Consider the following 13,323-nt stretch of genomic DNA (forward strand, 5'->3'; position numbering starts at 1 on the left):
CCACGGGCCCGCGTCGCCGGGGCCGCTAAATTGAGCAGGTCAAAGCGCGATCGGAAGCAAAAACGGATACCACTCTTGCCGACCGCTCTTCAAATTGCCGTTACTCGGCGGCTGCCTTTTCCGGCAGCTTGACCGAACCGCCGGCCTTTTCGATCTTCTCGATCGCGGCCTTGGAGGCGCCGGCGACGTCGAAGGCGAGCTTGGCCTTGAGTTCGCCATCGGACAGCACGCGCACGCCATCCTTGACGCGACGGATGACGCCGGCGACGACAAGCGCCTCGGCCGTCACGGTCGCCTTGACGTCAAGCTTCTTGGCATCGACGGCTTCCTGGATACGGGCCAGCGACACGACGGTGAAGCTCTTGGCGAAGATGTTGTTGAAGCCACGCTTCGGCAGACGCCTGTAGAGCGGCATCTGGCCACCCTCGAAGCCGTTGACGGCGACGCCGGAGCGCGCCTTCTGGCCCTTGACGCCGCGACCGGCGGTCTTGCCCGAGCCGGAGCCGATGCCGCGGCCGAGGCGCTTCTTGGAGTGCGTCGCGCCGTCCTTGTCACGCAGATCATTGAGTTTCATCTGGGTTCTCCTGCGCTCTTGCTCAGCCCTCGTCCACGACGCGGACGAGATGCTGGACGGCAGCGATCATGCCGCGCACGGAAGGCGTATCTTCCAGCGTGCGCTGCTTGTGCATCTTGTTGAGGCCGAGGCCGACCAGCGTTGCGCGCTGTTCCTTCGGGCGGCGGATCGGCGAACCGATCTGCTCAACGGTGATGGTCTTGGTTGCTTTCTTGGCCATGGTCAAAATCCCTGGTCAGATCGACTATTCTTCAGCCGCAACGGCGGTGCCGCGGCGGGCCTGAAGGGTCGAATACTTGATGCCACGCGCGGCAGCCACATCCTTGGGATGCATCTGGCTCTTCAGCGCGTCGAAGGTGGCGCGAACCATGTTGTACGGGTTCGACGAACCCATCGACTTGGCAACCACGTCGTGCATGCCGAGCGTCTCGAAGACGGCGCGCATCGGGCCGCCGGCGATGATGCCAGTACCCTGCTTGGCAGCGCGCAGCAGAACACGGCCAGCGCCCCAACGTCCCTCGACGTCATGGTGCAGCGTGCGGCCCGAGCGCAACGGCACGAAGATCATGTCGCGCTTTGCGGATTCGGTTGCCTTGCGGATAGCTTCCGGCACTTCACGCGCCTTGCCGTGACCAAAGCCAACGCGGCCCTTCTGGTCGCCGACGACGACGAGCGCGGCAAAACCAAAGCGACGGCCGCCCTTGACGACCTTGGCGACGCGGTTGATGTGGACAAGCTTGTCCACCATGCCGTCATCGCGTTCTTCACGATCGCGGCCGCGGCCGCCATCCCTACGTTCCTGTGCCATATCCTGTTCCTTGTTCTTTTCCGGAAGCACGGGTTGCTGATTGCCGGCGCCGCTTTGGGTCCCCGACGGTGAAAACTATTTCTTCCTTTGCATGATCTTATCCGAAAAGTCTGCAACTTTTCGGGGTCATGCTTAGAAGCTGAGACCGCCTTCGCGGGCCGCTTCAGCCAGCGCCTTGACGCGGCCGTGATAGATGTAGGCGCCGCGATCGAAGACGACTTCCTTGACGCCGGCCTTGGTGGCGCGCTCGGCGATCAGCTTGCCGATCGCAGCGGCGGCAGCGGTGTCAGCGCCGGTCTTGAGCGAACCCTTGAGGTCCTTCTCGAGCGTCGAGGCGGCGGCAATGGTGTGGCCCTTGGCGTCGTCGATGACCTGAACGTAGATGTTCTTCGACGTGCGATGAACCGACAGACGCGGACGCTCGCCGGCGACTTTCTTGATCTGACGGCGCACGCGCTGCGCGCGGCGCTGGATGGATTCCTTGATAGCCATGATAGTTCCTTGCCTTCAAAAAACGGGGGCCGCCACATGCGGTAGGCGAAGCGCCTCCCGCGACCGCTCCCCGCGGCGTTAACTTCCGTGGCTTGGTCCCTGTGCGAAAAGTCTGCAACTTTTCAGGGCCAAGCCGATTACTTCTTCTTGCCTTCCTTGCGGACGATCTTCTCGCCAGCGTAGCGGACGCCCTTGCCCTTGTAGGGCTCGGGACCGCGGTATTCGCGGATCTCCGCTGCGACCTGGCCGACCTGCTGCTTGTCGATGCCGGCCACGGTGATTTCGGTCGGCTTCGGCACGGTGATCGTGATGCCGGCCGGCGTCTCGTAGACGACATCATGGCTGAAGCCAAGGGCCAGTTGCAGGTTCTTGCCCTGCAAGGCGGCGCGATAGCCGACGCCGGTGATCTCGAGCTTCTTCTCGAAACCGTCCTTCACGCCCTGCAGGATGTTGACGATCTGCGTGCGCGACATGCCCCACTTGGAGCGGGCGGTCTTGGTCTGGTCGCGCGGCTGGACAGCGATTTCGCTGCCTTCCATCTTGACCAGGACTTCGTCGTTCACCACGAACTTCAGCTCGCCCTTGGGGCCCTTCGCCGTCACGGTCTGGCCATTGACGGTCGCGGTCACGCCCTGCGGCAGCGAAACGGGTTTCTTTCCAATACGAGACATCAGGTTGTCCTCGTCACTTCTCTTGTTTCAGGTCTCTGTCTTCGGGAACGATCCGAAGACCGAATTCCACGTGCGGTAAGCTGCCGGATCAGAAGATCTGGCAGAGGATCTCGCCGCCGACGTTCTGTTCGCGTGCTTCATGGTCGGCCATCACGCCCTTCGGTGTCGAAAGGATGGCAATGCCGAGGCCGTTGGCAACGTGCGGGATCGACTTGGCCGAGACGTAAACGCGGCGGCCGGGCTTCGAAACGCGGGCGATTTCGCGCACGACCGGGGCACCGTCGAAATACTTCAGCTCGATTTCGATCTCGGACTTGCCGTTGTCGAAATCGGTCTGGCTGTAATCGCGGATATAGCCTTCAGCCTTCAGCACGTCGAGGACGCGGGTGCGCAGACGCGAGGCCGGCGTCGAGACACTCGACTTCTTGCGGCCATAGGCGTTGCGGATGCGGGTCAGCATATCGCCGAGAGGATCGCTCAATGACATGTTATGTCCTCCTTACCAGCTCGACTTGACCAGGCCCGGGATCTGGCCGTTATTGCCGAGGTCCCGAAGCGCGATGCGCGATACTTTGAGCTTGCGATAGTAGGCACGCGGGCGGCCGGTGACTTCGCAGCGGTTGCGGATGCGGATTTTGGCCGAGTTGCGCGGCATGGCGGCAAGCTTGAGCTGAGCGCGGAAGCGCTCTTCCATCGGCTTGGATTGATCCATGATGATCGCCTTGAGCGCAGCGCGCTTGGGACCGTACTGGTCGGCAAGCTTGCGGCGCCTGTTGTTCTTCTCGACTGAGCTGGTCTTTGCCATTTCAGATTTTTCCTTTTCTCGCTGCCGTTACTGGCGGAAGGGGAAGTTGAAAGCCTTGAGCAAAGCCCTGGCTTCGTCGTCCGTCTTCGCAGTCGTACAAACGATGACGTCCATGCCCCAGATCTGATCAACCTTGTCGTAGTTGATCTCCGGGAACACGATGTGCTCCTTGATGCCCATGGCGTAGTTGCCACGGCCATCGAAGCTCTTGGGGTTCAGTCCGCGGAAGTCGCGGACGCGCGGCAGCGCGATGTTCACGAGGCGGTCGAGGAACTCGTACATGCGTTCCTTGCGCAGCGTGACCTTGGCGCCGATCGGCATCTTCTCGCGAACCTTGAAGCCCGCGATCGAATTGCGGGCGCGGGTGACGACGGCCTTCTGGCCGGCGATCATCGCCAGGTCCTCGGCCGCGACCGAAGGCTTCTTCGAATCGGCGGTCGCTTCGCCCACACCCATGTTCAGCACGATCTTGTCGAGGCGCGGAACCTGCATCTCGTTGTCGTAGCCGAACTGCTCCTGCAGCGCCTTGCGGATGGTCTCGTTGTAGACCTGCTTGAGGCGCGGCGTGTTGTTGGCAGTCGCCTGCTTGGTTTGAGCCTTAGCCATTGATGACTTCTCCCGAGCGCTTGGCGACGCGCACCTTCTTGCCGTCCTTCTGGAAGACGAAACCGACGCGGGTCGGCTTGCCATCCTTCGGGTCGGCCAGCGCGATGTTCGACAGCTGGATCGGCGCTTCCTTGGTGATGATCCCGCCCTCTTGGGACTGGGACTGCTTCTGGTGACGACGGATCATGTTGACGCCGCGCACCAGCGCGGTGTCATCCTTCGGCTGAACCGAGAGGACTTCGCCCGAACGGCCCTTGTCCTTGCCAGCCAGCACGACGACCTTGTCGCCTTTTCTAATCTTTTGCATTGGTCCGGCTCCTTACAGCACTTCAGGCGCGAGCGAGATGATCTTCATGTGGTTCTTGGCGCGAAGTTCGCGCGGAACCGGTCCGAAGATACGCGTGCCGATCGGCTCTTTCTTGTTGTCGACGAGAACGGCCGCGTTCTTGTCGAAACGGATCACGCTGCCGTCCGGGCGGCGGATGTCCTTGGCCGTGCGAACCACGACCGCCTTCATCACATCGCCCTTCTTAACGCGGCCGCGCGGAATGGCTTCCTTGATCGACACCACGATGATGTCGCCCACGGAAGCGTATTTCCGCTTCGAGCCGCCCAGCACCTTGATGCACATGACACGACGCGCGCCGGAATTATCCGCCACGTCGAGGTTTGTTTGCATCTGAATCATGACTGGCCGCCTTCTTCTTTTCTAACGGGATGGGCTCGAAGCCCCTCCCCGGTCTGTCCAAAATTCGTTTGTTTACGCCTGATCCGAGGATACGACGATCCAGCGCTTATCCTTGGAAATCGGCTTCGATTCCTGGATGAACACCTGATCGCCGACCTTGTGGGCGTTGTTCTCGTCGTGCGCCTTGTACTTCTTGGTCATGCGCACGGTCTTCTTCATCACGGGATGCGTGAAGCGCCGTTCGACCTTGACGACAACCGTCTTCTCGTTCTTGTCGCTGACGACGGTGCCCTGCAGAATGCGCTTTGGCATGGTTTTCGTCCTTAAGCCTTCTTGGCCGCGGACTTTTCCGCAGCGATGGTCTTGATACGCGCAATGTCCTTGCGAACCTGCCTCACGCGCGCGGTCTTCTCGAGCTGGCCGGTGGCCTTCTGGAAGCGCAGGTTGAACTGCTCCTTCTTCAGGCTGGCCAGGTCGTCGGTCAGCTGGTCCTGGGTCTTGGTCCGGATGTCTTCGGCTTTCATGATCAGCCCGTCCTTATTCTGCGATGCGCTGTACGAAGCGCGTCCTGACCGAGAGCTTGGCCGCGCCGAGACGCAGCGCCTCACGGGCGGTTTCTTCATTGACGCCGTCGATCTCGAACATGATGCGGCCCGGCTTGACGCGCGCCGCCCAGTAATCGACCGCGCCCTTGCCCTTGCCCATGCGGACTTCGGTCGGCTTCGAAGTGACCGGCACGTCCGGGAAAATGCGGATCCAGACGCGGCCGGCACGCTTCATTTCGCGAGTGATCGCGCGGCGGGCCGCCTCGATCTCACGCGCGGTGACGCGGTTCGGCTCAAGCGCCTTCAGCCCGAAACCACCGAAATCCAGGTTGGTGCCGCCCTTTGCGGTACCATGGATACGGCCCTTGAACTGCTTGCGGAACTTTGTGCGCTTTGGCTGCAGCATCGTTCTAACTCCAAATTCCTAAATGTCTCAGGCGTTTTCGCGACGACGACCGCGTTCGCGATCACCACCACCGCCATGCGCGGCATCACCCTCGGTCGCGCGGCGTTCCGAAGCCATCGGATCGTGCTCGAGGATCTCGCCCTTGAATACCCAGACCTTGACGCCGCAGATGCCATACGCCGTGTTCGCCTCGGCCGTACCGTAATCGACATCGGCGCGCAGCGTATGCAGCGGCACGCGACCTTCACGGTACCATTCCATGCGCGCGATCTCGGCGCCGCCAAGACGGCCGGCGCAGTTGATGCGGATGCCTTCGGCACCGAGGCGCATGGCCGACTGCACGGCACGCTTCATGGCGCGGCGGAACGCGATACGGCGCTCGAGCTGCTGGGCGATCGACTGGGCGACCAGGGTCGCGTCGATTTCCGGCTTGCGCACTTCAACGATGTTGAGGTGCGTCTCGGACTTCGTCATCTCCATCAGCTTCTTGCGAAGCTTCTCGATGTCGGCGCCCTTCTTGCCGATGATCAGACCCGGGCGCGCGGCATGGATGGTGACGCGGCACTTCTTGTGCGGACGCTCGATCACGACCTTCGAGATCGCGGCCTGCTTGAGTTCCTTCTCAAGATACTTGCGGATCTTGATGTCCTCATGCAGCAGCTTGCCGTACTCGCCGGTGTTCGCGAACCAGCGCGAATCCCAGGTGCGGTTGATGCCGAGGCGAAGACCGATCGGATTGACTTTCTGGCCCATTATGCGGCCTCCCCTTTTTCTTCGACTTCACGAACGACGATCGTGAGGTGCGAGAACGGCTTCTCGATACGGCTGGCGCGACCACGGCCACGAGCGTGGAACCGCTTCATGACGATCGACTTGCCGACATAGGCTTCCGCCACCACCAGCGCATCGACATCGAGGTCGTGGTTGTTTTCCGCGTTGGCGATTGCCGATTCCAGCGTCTTCTTGACCGTGCCGGAAATCCGCTTGGCCGAGAATTCGAGATCGGAAAGCGCTGTCGCGACCTTCTTGCCGCGGATCAGCGCGGCAACCAGGTTCAGCTTCTGCGGGCTGATACGGATCGTGCGCAACACGGCGCGCGCTTCGTTGTCAGCAAGCCTGCGCGGAGCTTTGGCCTTGCCCATGATTATTTCCTCTTCGCCTTCTTATCCGCGCCGTGACCGTAATAGGTCCGGGTCGGAGCGAATTCACCGAACTTGTGACCGACCATGTCCTCGTTCACCGAAACGGGAACATGCTTCTGGCCGTTGTAGACACCGAAGGTGAGGCCGACGAACTGCGGCAGGATGGTGGAGCGACGGCTCCACATCTTGATCACCTCATTGCGACCGCCTTCACGAACCTTGTCCACCTTCTTGAGAAGGTAGCCGTCGATGAAGGGGCCTTTCCAAATAGAACGAGTCACTTGGCGTTACCTCTTCTTAGCTCTTGCGCTGATGGCGCGAGCGCAGGATGAACTTGTCGGTCGCCTTGTTGGACCGCGTCTTCTTGCCCTTGGTCGGCTTGCCCCACGGGCTGACCGGATGACGGCCACCGGAGGTGCGGCCTTCACCACCGCCATGCGGGTGGTCGACCGGGTTCATGGTCACGCCGCGATTGTGCGGACGCTTGCCACGCCAAACCGTGCGGCCGGCCTTGCCGTCGTTGATGTTGCCGTGGTCCGGATTGGACACGGCACCGACGGTGGCCATGCAGGAGCCGTGAACGACACGCTGCTCGCCCGAGTTGAGGCGCAGGATCGCCATGCCCTGGTCACGGCCGACCAACTGGCCGTAACCACCTGCCGACCGGGCGACCTGGGCGCCCTTGCCCGGCTTCAGCTCGATGTTGTGGACGATGGTGCCGACCGGCATCGAGGCCAGCGGCATCGCATTGCCCGGCTTAACGTCGACCGCTTCGCCAGCCACGATCTTGTCGCCGGGAGCCAGACGCTGCGGAGCGATGATGTAGGACAGCTCACCATCATCATACTTGATCAGTGCGATGAAGGCCGTGCGGTTCGGATCGTATTCAATGCGCTCGACCGTGCCGACAACGTCGAACTTGCGACGCTTGAAGTCGATGATGCGGTACGAACGCTTGTGGCCACCACCGATGAAGCGGGCGGTGATACGGCCGTGGTTGTTGCGGCCGCCCGACTTGGTCAGACCCTCGGTCAGGCCCTTCACGGGCTTGCCCTTGTAGAGGCCCGAGCGGTCGACGATGACCAGCTGGCGGGTGCTCGGCGTTACCGGGTTGAATTTTTTCAGTGCCATTGTTGTTGTCCTCGCGGCCTTGCTCAGAGACCCGTCGCGACGTCGATCGACTGGCCGTCGGCCAGCGTCACGATCGCCTTCTTGACGTCGCTCTGGCGGCCGATCGTGCCGCGGAAGCGCTTGATCTTGCCCTTGCGGACAAGCGTGTTCACGGCCATCACCTTGACGCCGAACAGCGCTTCGACGGCGGCCTTGATTTCGGGCTTCGACGCCTTCTTGGCGACGTTGAAGACGACCTGGTTCTGCTCGGAGGCCATGGTCGACTTTTCAGTGATCGCCGGCGAGACGATCACGTCGTAGTGACGAAGGTCGGTCATTTAAAGCGCTCCTCGAGAGCCTCGACGGCGGCCTTCGAAAGGACCAGCGTGCCGCGGCGCAGAATGTCGTAGACGTTGATGCCCTGGATGGGCAGCACGTCGATGTTGGGGATGTTGGTGGCTGCCAGCTTGAAGTTCTTGTCAAGCTCGGCGCCGCCAATCACCAGGGCGTTGGTCAGGCCCAGCGTCGCGAAATTCGCGATCAGCGCCTTGGTCTTGGCCTCGGTCAGCTTCAGCTCGTCGATGATGATGATCGACGCGCTCTTGGCCTTGGCCGAAAGGGCATGCTTGAGGCCGAGCGCACGAACCTTCTTGGGCAGTTCATGCTCATGGCTGCGAACGACCGGGCCGTGGGCCTTGCCGCCGCCGCGGAACTGCGGAGCGCGTGCGGAGTGGTGACGGGCGCGGCCCGTACCCTTCTGCTTGTACATCTTGGCACCGGTGCGCGCGATTTCGGCGCGGCCCTTGGCCTTGTGCGTGCCCTGCTGCTTCTTGGCAAGCTGCCAGCGCACGACGCGCTGCAGGATGTCCTCGCGCGGATCAAGGCCGAAAATTCCGTCGGAAAGTTCCACCTTGCCGGCGTCTTTGCCGCCGAGCGTTGTGATCTTGAGATCCATTATTCCGCTCCCTCTGTGGCCGGAGCCTCGTTCTTAGCAGCTGCCGCAACGGCGCGGATCGCGGCGGGCTTCGGCGCATTGGCCGGCAGTGCCACCTTGGCCGCGTCGCGGACCAGGATCCAGGCGCCCTTCGATCCGGGAACCGCACCGCGGATCAGGATCAGGCCGCGGTCGGCATCGGTCGAAACGACCTCGACATTCTGTGTCGTCACGCGGGTGTCGCCCATGTGACCAGCCATATGCTTGCCCTTGAACACCTTGCCCGGGTCCTGGCGCTGACCGGTCGAGCCGTGTGTACGGTGCGAGACCGAGTTACCGTGGGTCGCGCGGCCACCACCCATGTGGTGGCGCTTGATGACGCCCTGGAAACCCTTGCCGATCGTCGTGCCCGTCACATCGACCTTCTGGCCGGCGACAAAATGGTCGACGGTGATCTCGGCGCCGACGTCGATCATATTGTCGGCGGAGACGCGGAACTCGGCGACCTTCGCCTTCGGCTCGACGGAGGCGGTCGCGAAATGGCCGCGCATCGCCTTCGACGTGTTCTTCACCTTGGCGAGGCCAACGCCGAGCTGAACGGCGGTGTAGCCATTCTTCTCCTGCGTGCGCTGTGCCACGACCTGGCAGTTCTCCATCTGGAGAACGGTGACGGGAACATGTTCCCCGGCATCATTATAGATGCGGGTCATTCCCACCTTCTTTGCAATCACACCTGAACGCATCGGTTCAATTCCTTTAGAGTTCCGGGCCAGGGGCACCGCCCCTTACCGCGCTCTCATTCCCTTAGAGCTTGATCTCGACGTCGACGCCGGCGGCCAGATCGAGCTTCATCAAAGCATCGACCGTCTGCGGGGTCGGATCGACGATGTCGAGCAGACGCTTGTGCGTGCGCATCTCGAACTGCTCGCGGCTCTTCTTGTCGACGTGGGGCGACCGGTTGACCGTGAACTTTTCGATCCGCGTCGGCAGCGGAATGGGGCCGCGGACGTTTGCCCCGGTGCGCTTGGCCGTCGACACGATTTCCTTCGTCGAGGCGTCAAGCACGCGGTGATCAAACGCCTTCAGGCGGATGCGGATATTCTGTCCGTTCATGCGTCACTTCCTTGTTCTGGCGCGGCGCGGGCAACTCCGGCGCCCGCGACAGATCGGTTTAAGTCCAAATTACTCTTTGATGGTGACGACGATGCCGGCACCGACGGTGCGGCCGCCTTCACGGATGGCGAAGCGCAGCTTCTCTTCCATGGCGATCGGCACGATCAGCTCGACATCGACCGTGATGTTGTCGCCGGGCATCACCATCTCGGTGCCTTCCGGCAGCGACACGATGCCGGTCACGTCGGTCGTGCGGAAGTAGAACTGCGGACGGTAGTTGGTGAAGAACGGCGTGTGACGGCCACCTTCGTCCTTGGTCAGGATGTAGGCTTCGGCCACGAACTTCTTGTGCGGCTTCACCGTGCCCGGCTTGGCCAGAACCTGGCCGCGCTCGACACCTTCACGATCAACGCCGCGCAGCAGCGCGCCGATGTTGTCGCCAGCCTGGCCCTGGTCGAGCAGCTTGCGGAACATTTCGACGCCCGTGCAGGTCGTCTTGGTCGTCGGACGGATGCCGATGATCTCCAGTTCCTCGCCGACCTTGACCACGCCGCGCTCGACGCGGCCGGTGACGACCGTGCCGCGGCCCGAGATCGAGAACACGTCCTCGATCGGCATCAGGAACGGCTTGTCCAGCGGACGAACCGGCGTCGGGATGTAGGCGTCGACCGCAGCCATCAGCTCGCGGATCGCGTCCTCGCCGATCTTCTTGTCCGAATCTTCGAGTGCAGCCAGCGCCGAACCCTTGACGATCGGAATGTCGTCGCCGGGGAATTCGTTCTTCGACAGCAGTTCGCGAACCTCGAGCTCGACCAGTTCGAGCAGCTCGGCATCGTCGACCTGGTCGACCTTGTTCAGGAACACCACGATCGACGGCACGCCGACCTGACGGGCAAGCAGGATATGCTCGCGGGTCTGCGGCATCGGGCCGTCGGCGGCCGACACGACCAGGATCGCGCCGTCCATCTGCGCGGCACCGGTGATCATGTTCTTCACATAGTCGGCGTGGCCGGGGCAGTCGACGTGGGCATAGTGGCGGTTGGCGGTCTCGTATTCGACGTGAGCCGTCGAGATCGTGATGCCGCGCGCCTTCTCTTCAGGCGCCGCGTCGATCTGGTCATAGCGCTTGTATTCGCCAAAATACTTGGTGATCGCCGCCGTCAGCGACGTCTTGCCATGGTCGACGTGACCAATCGTGCCGATGTTCACATGAGGCTTGGTGCGCTCGAATTTACCTTTTGCCATGTGATGTCTCCAATCCTGCTCGCCCGTGCGGGCCTTGATTTAAGTTACTGCTGCAACCCGTCGGGTTACGCGTATTTCTTCTGGACTTCCTGGGCGACCGCGGTCGGCACAGGCTCGTAGTGATCGAACTGCATCGTGTAGGCCGCGCGGCCCTGGCTCATCGAGCGCAGGTTGTCGACATACTTGAACATGTTGGCGAGTGGCACCATCGCGTTGATAACCACCGCGACGCCACGTGCTTCCTGGCCCTGGATCTGGCCGCGACGGCCATTCAGGTCACCGATGACGCTGCCGACGTAATCTTCCGGCGTGACGACCTCGACCTTCATGATCGGCTCGAGCAGCTGCACGCCGAGCTTGGGCGCGGCTTCACGGAAGCAGGCACGGCCGGCGATTTCGAAGGCGAGCACCGAGGAGTCGACGTCGTGGTATGCGCCGTCGATGAGCGTCGCCTTGACACCGATCATCGGGAAGCCCGCGAACGGACCCGACGACATGACGCTGTTGATGCCCTTTTCGACACCCGGGATGTATTCCTTCGGAACAGCACCGCCAACGATCTTGGTATCGAATTCGAACTCGGGGCTTTCCGGGTTCGGCTCGAACAGGATCTTGACGCGGGCGAACTGACCGGTACCGCCGGTCTGCTTCTTATGCGTGTAGTCCTGCTCGTGCTTGCGAGTGATCGTTTCACGGTAAGCCACCTGCGGCGCACCGACGTTGGCTTCAACCTTGAACTCGCGCCGCATGCGGTCGACGATGATGTCGAGGTGAAGCTCGCCCATGCCGGAAATGATGGTCTGGCCTGATTCCTCGTCGGTCTTGACGCGGAAGGAGGGGTCCTCGGCGGCCAGGCGATGAAGGGCCAGGCCCATCTTTTCCTGGTCGTTCTTGGTCTTCGGCTCGATGGCGATCTGGATGACCGGATCGGGGAATTCCATGCGCTCGAGGATGACCGGGTGCAGCGGATCGCTCAGCGTATCGCCGGTGGTGGTGTCCTTGAGGCCGGCCAGGGCGACGATGTCGCCGGCAAAAGCCTCTTCGACGTCGGCGCGCGAGTTCGCATGCATCTGAAGCATGCGGCCAATGCGCTCCTTCTTGCCCTTCACGGTGTTGTCAACCGAGATGCCCTTGGTGAGCTTGCCCGAGTAGATGCGGGCAAAGGTCAACGAACCAACGAACGGGTCGTTCATGATCTTGAAGGCGAGCATCGAAAGCGGCTCGTTGTCGTCGGCGTGACGCTCGATCTCGGCATCGGTCTTGGCATCGACGCCCTTGATGGCCGGAACATCGGCCGGCGACGGCAGGTATTCGACGACGGCGTCGAGCAGCGGCTGCACGCCCTTGTTCTTGAAGGCCGAGCCGCAAAACATCGGGTAGAACTTCACCGCGATGGTGCCCTTGCGGATCAGCGCGCGGATCTCGTCATTCGACGGCATCTTGCCTTCGAGGTAATTCTCAAGCGCCGTCTCGTCCATTTCGACGGCGGCTTCGATCATCTTCTCGCGATATTCTTCCGCACGAGCCTGAAGGTCGGCCGGGATCTCGACGACGTCCCAGGCAGCGCCCAGCGTCTCGTCGCGCCAGACCAGCGCGTTCATCTCGACCAGGTCGACGACGCCCTTGAATTCGGTCTCGGCGCCGATCGGCAGCTGCATGACGACGGCATGTGCGCCGAGGCGCGAACCGATCATTTCGACCGAGCGATAGAAGTCGGCGCCAATCTTGTCCATCTTGTTGCAGAAGATCATGCGCGGAACGCGGTACTTGTCCGCCTGGCGCCAGACGGTTTCCGTCTGCGGCTCGACACCGGCATTGGCATCGAGCAGCGCAATGGCGCCGTCGAGCACGCGCAGCGAACGCTCGACTTCGATGGTGAAGTCGACGTGTCCGGGGGTGTCGATGATGTTGAAGCGGTGCATCTTGCCGTCACGAGCCTTCCAGAAGGTCGTGGTCGCGGCGGACGTGATGGTGATGCCGCGCTCCTGCTCCTGCTCCATCCAATCCATGGTGGCAGCGCCGTCGTGCACTTCGCCGATCTTGTGCGACTTGCCCGTGTAATAGAGGACGCGCTCGGTGGTCGTCGTCTTGCCGGCGTCAATATGCGCCATGATACCGAAATTGCGGTAGTCTTCGATTTTGTATTCGCGGGCCATCGTAGCTGCCTCTCAGTCTCGTTCGCGC

23 protein-coding genes are annotated in these 13,323 nt (G+C 62.0%); all 23 read right to left on the reverse strand.

Features of this window, described 5'->3' with window-relative positions; genetic code table 11:
• Window positions 1-100: 100 nt before the first annotated feature.
• The 23 genes from rplO to fusA all read right to left on the reverse strand — a co-directional run bounded on the left by rplO (window position 101) and on the right by fusA (window position 13,295).
• Complete coding sequence (gene rplO / locus LB555_RS02770; protein WP_224682254.1) at window positions 101-574, reverse strand: 50S ribosomal protein L15; 474 nt, start codon at window positions 572-574, stop codon at window positions 101-103.
• Between the two features lie 22 nt (window positions 575-596).
• Window positions 597-794 carry a 50S ribosomal protein L30 gene (rpmD, locus tag LB555_RS02775; protein ID WP_006205449.1) on the reverse strand — a complete coding sequence of 66 codons (198 nt, stop codon included), beginning with the start codon at window positions 792-794 and terminating at the stop codon, window positions 597-599.
• A gap of 24 nt (window positions 795-818) precedes the next feature.
• Window positions 819-1,382, reverse strand: a complete 564-nt coding sequence (gene rpsE / locus LB555_RS02780; protein WP_006333394.1) for a 30S ribosomal protein S5 — start codon at window positions 1,380-1,382, stop codon at window positions 819-821.
• A gap of 132 nt (window positions 1,383-1,514) precedes the next feature.
• Window positions 1,515-1,874: a 50S ribosomal protein L18 gene (rplR, locus tag LB555_RS02785; protein ID WP_015317978.1), complete on the reverse strand. Its 360-nt coding sequence runs from the start codon at window positions 1,872-1,874 to the stop codon at window positions 1,515-1,517.
• A gap of 137 nt (window positions 1,875-2,011) precedes the next feature.
• The gene (rplF, locus tag LB555_RS02790; RefSeq protein ID WP_013895694.1) at window positions 2,012-2,545 is read right to left on the reverse strand and encodes a 50S ribosomal protein L6; all 534 of its coding nucleotides are present in this window, start codon (window positions 2,543-2,545) and stop codon (window positions 2,012-2,014) included.
• Window positions 2,546-2,633: 88 nt separating this feature from the next.
• Window positions 2,634-3,032, reverse strand: a complete 399-nt coding sequence (rpsH, locus tag LB555_RS02795; RefSeq protein WP_006205453.1) for a 30S ribosomal protein S8 — start codon at window positions 3,030-3,032, stop codon at window positions 2,634-2,636.
• A gap of 12 nt (window positions 3,033-3,044) precedes the next feature.
• Window positions 3,045-3,350 (reverse strand): 30S ribosomal protein S14, encoded by a 306-nt coding sequence (gene rpsN, locus LB555_RS02800; RefSeq protein WP_013895695.1) that lies wholly within the window; start codon window positions 3,348-3,350, stop codon window positions 3,045-3,047.
• Window positions 3,351-3,377: 27 nt separating this feature from the next.
• Window positions 3,378-3,956, reverse strand: a complete 579-nt coding sequence (rplE, locus tag LB555_RS02805; protein ID WP_023773630.1) for a 50S ribosomal protein L5 — start codon at window positions 3,954-3,956, stop codon at window positions 3,378-3,380.
• On the reverse strand, window positions 3,949-4,263 hold the full coding sequence (gene rplX / locus LB555_RS02810; RefSeq protein WP_015317981.1) for a 50S ribosomal protein L24: 315 nt from the start codon (window positions 4,261-4,263) through the stop codon (window positions 3,949-3,951). The genes rplE and rplX overlap by 8 nt, the downstream gene beginning before the upstream one ends.
• Before the next feature lie 12 nt (window positions 4,264-4,275).
• On the reverse strand, window positions 4,276-4,644 hold the full coding sequence (gene rplN / locus LB555_RS02815; RefSeq protein ID WP_006205457.1) for a 50S ribosomal protein L14: 369 nt from the start codon (window positions 4,642-4,644) through the stop codon (window positions 4,276-4,278).
• Between the two features lie 72 nt (window positions 4,645-4,716).
• Window positions 4,717-4,956 (reverse strand): 30S ribosomal protein S17, encoded by a 240-nt coding sequence (gene rpsQ / locus LB555_RS02820; RefSeq protein ID WP_010909280.1) that lies wholly within the window; start codon window positions 4,954-4,956, stop codon window positions 4,717-4,719.
• 11 nt (window positions 4,957-4,967) lie between these two features.
• Window positions 4,968-5,168: a 50S ribosomal protein L29 gene (gene rpmC, locus LB555_RS02825; RefSeq protein ID WP_006205459.1), complete on the reverse strand. Its 201-nt coding sequence runs from the start codon at window positions 5,166-5,168 to the stop codon at window positions 4,968-4,970.
• 13 nt (window positions 5,169-5,181) lie between these two features.
• The gene (rplP, locus tag LB555_RS02830; RefSeq protein ID WP_006205460.1) at window positions 5,182-5,595 is read right to left on the reverse strand and encodes a 50S ribosomal protein L16; all 414 of its coding nucleotides are present in this window, start codon (window positions 5,593-5,595) and stop codon (window positions 5,182-5,184) included.
• A gap of 27 nt (window positions 5,596-5,622) precedes the next feature.
• Window positions 5,623-6,348, reverse strand: coding sequence for a 30S ribosomal protein S3 (gene rpsC, locus LB555_RS02835; protein WP_013895697.1), 726 nt, complete (start codon window positions 6,346-6,348; stop codon window positions 5,623-5,625).
• Entirely contained in the window at window positions 6,348-6,737 is a 390-nt protein-coding gene (rplV, locus tag LB555_RS02840) for a 50S ribosomal protein L22 (protein ID WP_010909277.1), read from the reverse strand. The genes rpsC and rplV overlap by 1 nt, the downstream gene beginning before the upstream one ends.
• Before the next feature lie 2 nt (window positions 6,738-6,739).
• Complete coding sequence (rpsS, locus tag LB555_RS02845) at window positions 6,740-7,018, reverse strand: 30S ribosomal protein S19 (RefSeq protein ID WP_015317982.1); 279 nt, start codon at window positions 7,016-7,018, stop codon at window positions 6,740-6,742.
• 16 nt (window positions 7,019-7,034) lie between these two features.
• Window positions 7,035-7,868 carry a 50S ribosomal protein L2 gene (rplB, locus tag LB555_RS02850; RefSeq protein WP_015317983.1) on the reverse strand — a complete coding sequence of 278 codons (834 nt, stop codon included), beginning with the start codon at window positions 7,866-7,868 and terminating at the stop codon, window positions 7,035-7,037.
• A gap of 23 nt (window positions 7,869-7,891) precedes the next feature.
• A complete protein-coding gene (locus LB555_RS02855; RefSeq protein WP_010909275.1) occupies window positions 7,892-8,185 on the reverse strand; it encodes a 50S ribosomal protein L23 in 294 nt (97 codons plus the stop codon).
• Complete coding sequence (gene rplD / locus LB555_RS02860; protein ID WP_015317984.1) at window positions 8,182-8,802, reverse strand: 50S ribosomal protein L4; 621 nt, start codon at window positions 8,800-8,802, stop codon at window positions 8,182-8,184. Before rplD ends, LB555_RS02855 begins: the two co-directional genes overlap by 4 nt.
• Window positions 8,802-9,524 (reverse strand): 50S ribosomal protein L3, encoded by a 723-nt coding sequence (rplC, locus tag LB555_RS02865; protein ID WP_015317985.1) that lies wholly within the window; start codon window positions 9,522-9,524, stop codon window positions 8,802-8,804. Before rplC ends, rplD begins: the two co-directional genes overlap by 1 nt.
• A 61-nt stretch (window positions 9,525-9,585) precedes the next feature.
• Window positions 9,586-9,894, reverse strand: a complete 309-nt coding sequence (gene rpsJ, locus LB555_RS02870; RefSeq protein WP_010909272.1) for a 30S ribosomal protein S10 — start codon at window positions 9,892-9,894, stop codon at window positions 9,586-9,588.
• Window positions 9,895-9,963: 69 nt separating this feature from the next.
• Window positions 9,964-11,139: an elongation factor Tu gene (gene tuf, locus LB555_RS02875; protein ID WP_015317986.1), complete on the reverse strand. Its 1,176-nt coding sequence runs from the start codon at window positions 11,137-11,139 to the stop codon at window positions 9,964-9,966.
• Between the two features lie 65 nt (window positions 11,140-11,204).
• The gene (gene fusA, locus LB555_RS02880; protein ID WP_015317987.1) at window positions 11,205-13,295 is read right to left on the reverse strand and encodes an elongation factor G; all 2,091 of its coding nucleotides are present in this window, start codon (window positions 13,293-13,295) and stop codon (window positions 11,205-11,207) included.
• Window positions 13,296-13,323: the final 28 nt, after the last annotated feature.

Source organism: Mesorhizobium sp. BR-1-1-10 (genome assembly GCF_020165595.1).
Taxonomy (GTDB): domain Bacteria; phylum Pseudomonadota; class Alphaproteobacteria; order Rhizobiales; family Rhizobiaceae; genus Mesorhizobium; species Mesorhizobium australicum.

Coding starts and splice junctions, on each gene's coding strand:
- rplO (WP_224682254.1), bottom strand. CDS start 574: ATGAAACTCAATGATCTGCGTGACAAGGACGGCGCGACGCACTCCAAG.
- rpmD (WP_006205449.1), bottom strand. CDS start 794: ATGGCCAAGAAAGCAACCAAGACCATCACCGTTGAGCAGATCGGTTCG.
- rpsE (WP_006333394.1), bottom strand. CDS start 1,382: ATGGCACAGGAACGTAGGGATGGCGGCCGCGGCCGCGATCGTGAAGAA.
- rplR (WP_015317978.1), bottom strand. CDS start 1,874: ATGGCTATCAAGGAATCCATCCAGCGCCGCGCGCAGCGCGTGCGCCGT.
- rplF (WP_013895694.1), bottom strand. CDS start 2,545: ATGTCTCGTATTGGAAAGAAACCCGTTTCGCTGCCGCAGGGCGTGACC.
- rpsH (WP_006205453.1), bottom strand. CDS start 3,032: ATGTCATTGAGCGATCCTCTCGGCGATATGCTGACCCGCATCCGCAAC.
- rpsN (WP_013895695.1), bottom strand. CDS start 3,350: ATGGCAAAGACCAGCTCAGTCGAGAAGAACAACAGGCGCCGCAAGCTT.
- rplE (WP_023773630.1), bottom strand. CDS start 3,956: ATGGCTAAGGCTCAAACCAAGCAGGCGACTGCCAACAACACGCCGCGC.
- rplX (WP_015317981.1), bottom strand. CDS start 4,263: ATGCAAAAGATTAGAAAAGGCGACAAGGTCGTCGTGCTGGCTGGCAAG.
- rplN (WP_006205457.1), bottom strand. CDS start 4,644: ATGATTCAGATGCAAACAAACCTCGACGTGGCGGATAATTCCGGCGCG.
- rpsQ (WP_010909280.1), bottom strand. CDS start 4,956: ATGCCAAAGCGCATTCTGCAGGGCACCGTCGTCAGCGACAAGAACGAG.
- rpmC (WP_006205459.1), bottom strand. CDS start 5,168: ATGAAAGCCGAAGACATCCGGACCAAGACCCAGGACCAGCTGACCGAC.
- rplP (WP_006205460.1), bottom strand. CDS start 5,595: ATGCTGCAGCCAAAGCGCACAAAGTTCCGCAAGCAGTTCAAGGGCCGT.
- rpsC (WP_013895697.1), bottom strand. CDS start 6,348: ATGGGCCAGAAAGTCAATCCGATCGGTCTTCGCCTCGGCATCAACCGC.
- rplV (WP_010909277.1), bottom strand. CDS start 6,737: ATGGGCAAGGCCAAAGCTCCGCGCAGGCTTGCTGACAACGAAGCGCGC.
- rplB (WP_015317983.1), bottom strand. CDS start 7,868: ATGGCACTGAAAAAATTCAACCCGGTAACGCCGAGCACCCGCCAGCTG.
- LB555_RS02855 (WP_010909275.1), bottom strand. CDS start 8,185: ATGACCGACCTTCGTCACTACGACGTGATCGTCTCGCCGGCGATCACT.
- rplD (WP_015317984.1), bottom strand. CDS start 8,802: ATGGATCTCAAGATCACAACGCTCGGCGGCAAAGACGCCGGCAAGGTG.
- rplC (WP_015317985.1), bottom strand. CDS start 9,524: ATGCGTTCAGGTGTGATTGCAAAGAAGGTGGGAATGACCCGCATCTAT.
- rpsJ (WP_010909272.1), bottom strand. CDS start 9,894: ATGAACGGACAGAATATCCGCATCCGCCTGAAGGCGTTTGATCACCGC.
- tuf (WP_015317986.1), bottom strand. CDS start 11,139: ATGGCAAAAGGTAAATTCGAGCGCACCAAGCCTCATGTGAACATCGGC.
- fusA (WP_015317987.1), bottom strand. CDS start 13,295: ATGGCCCGCGAATACAAAATCGAAGACTACCGCAATTTCGGTATCATG.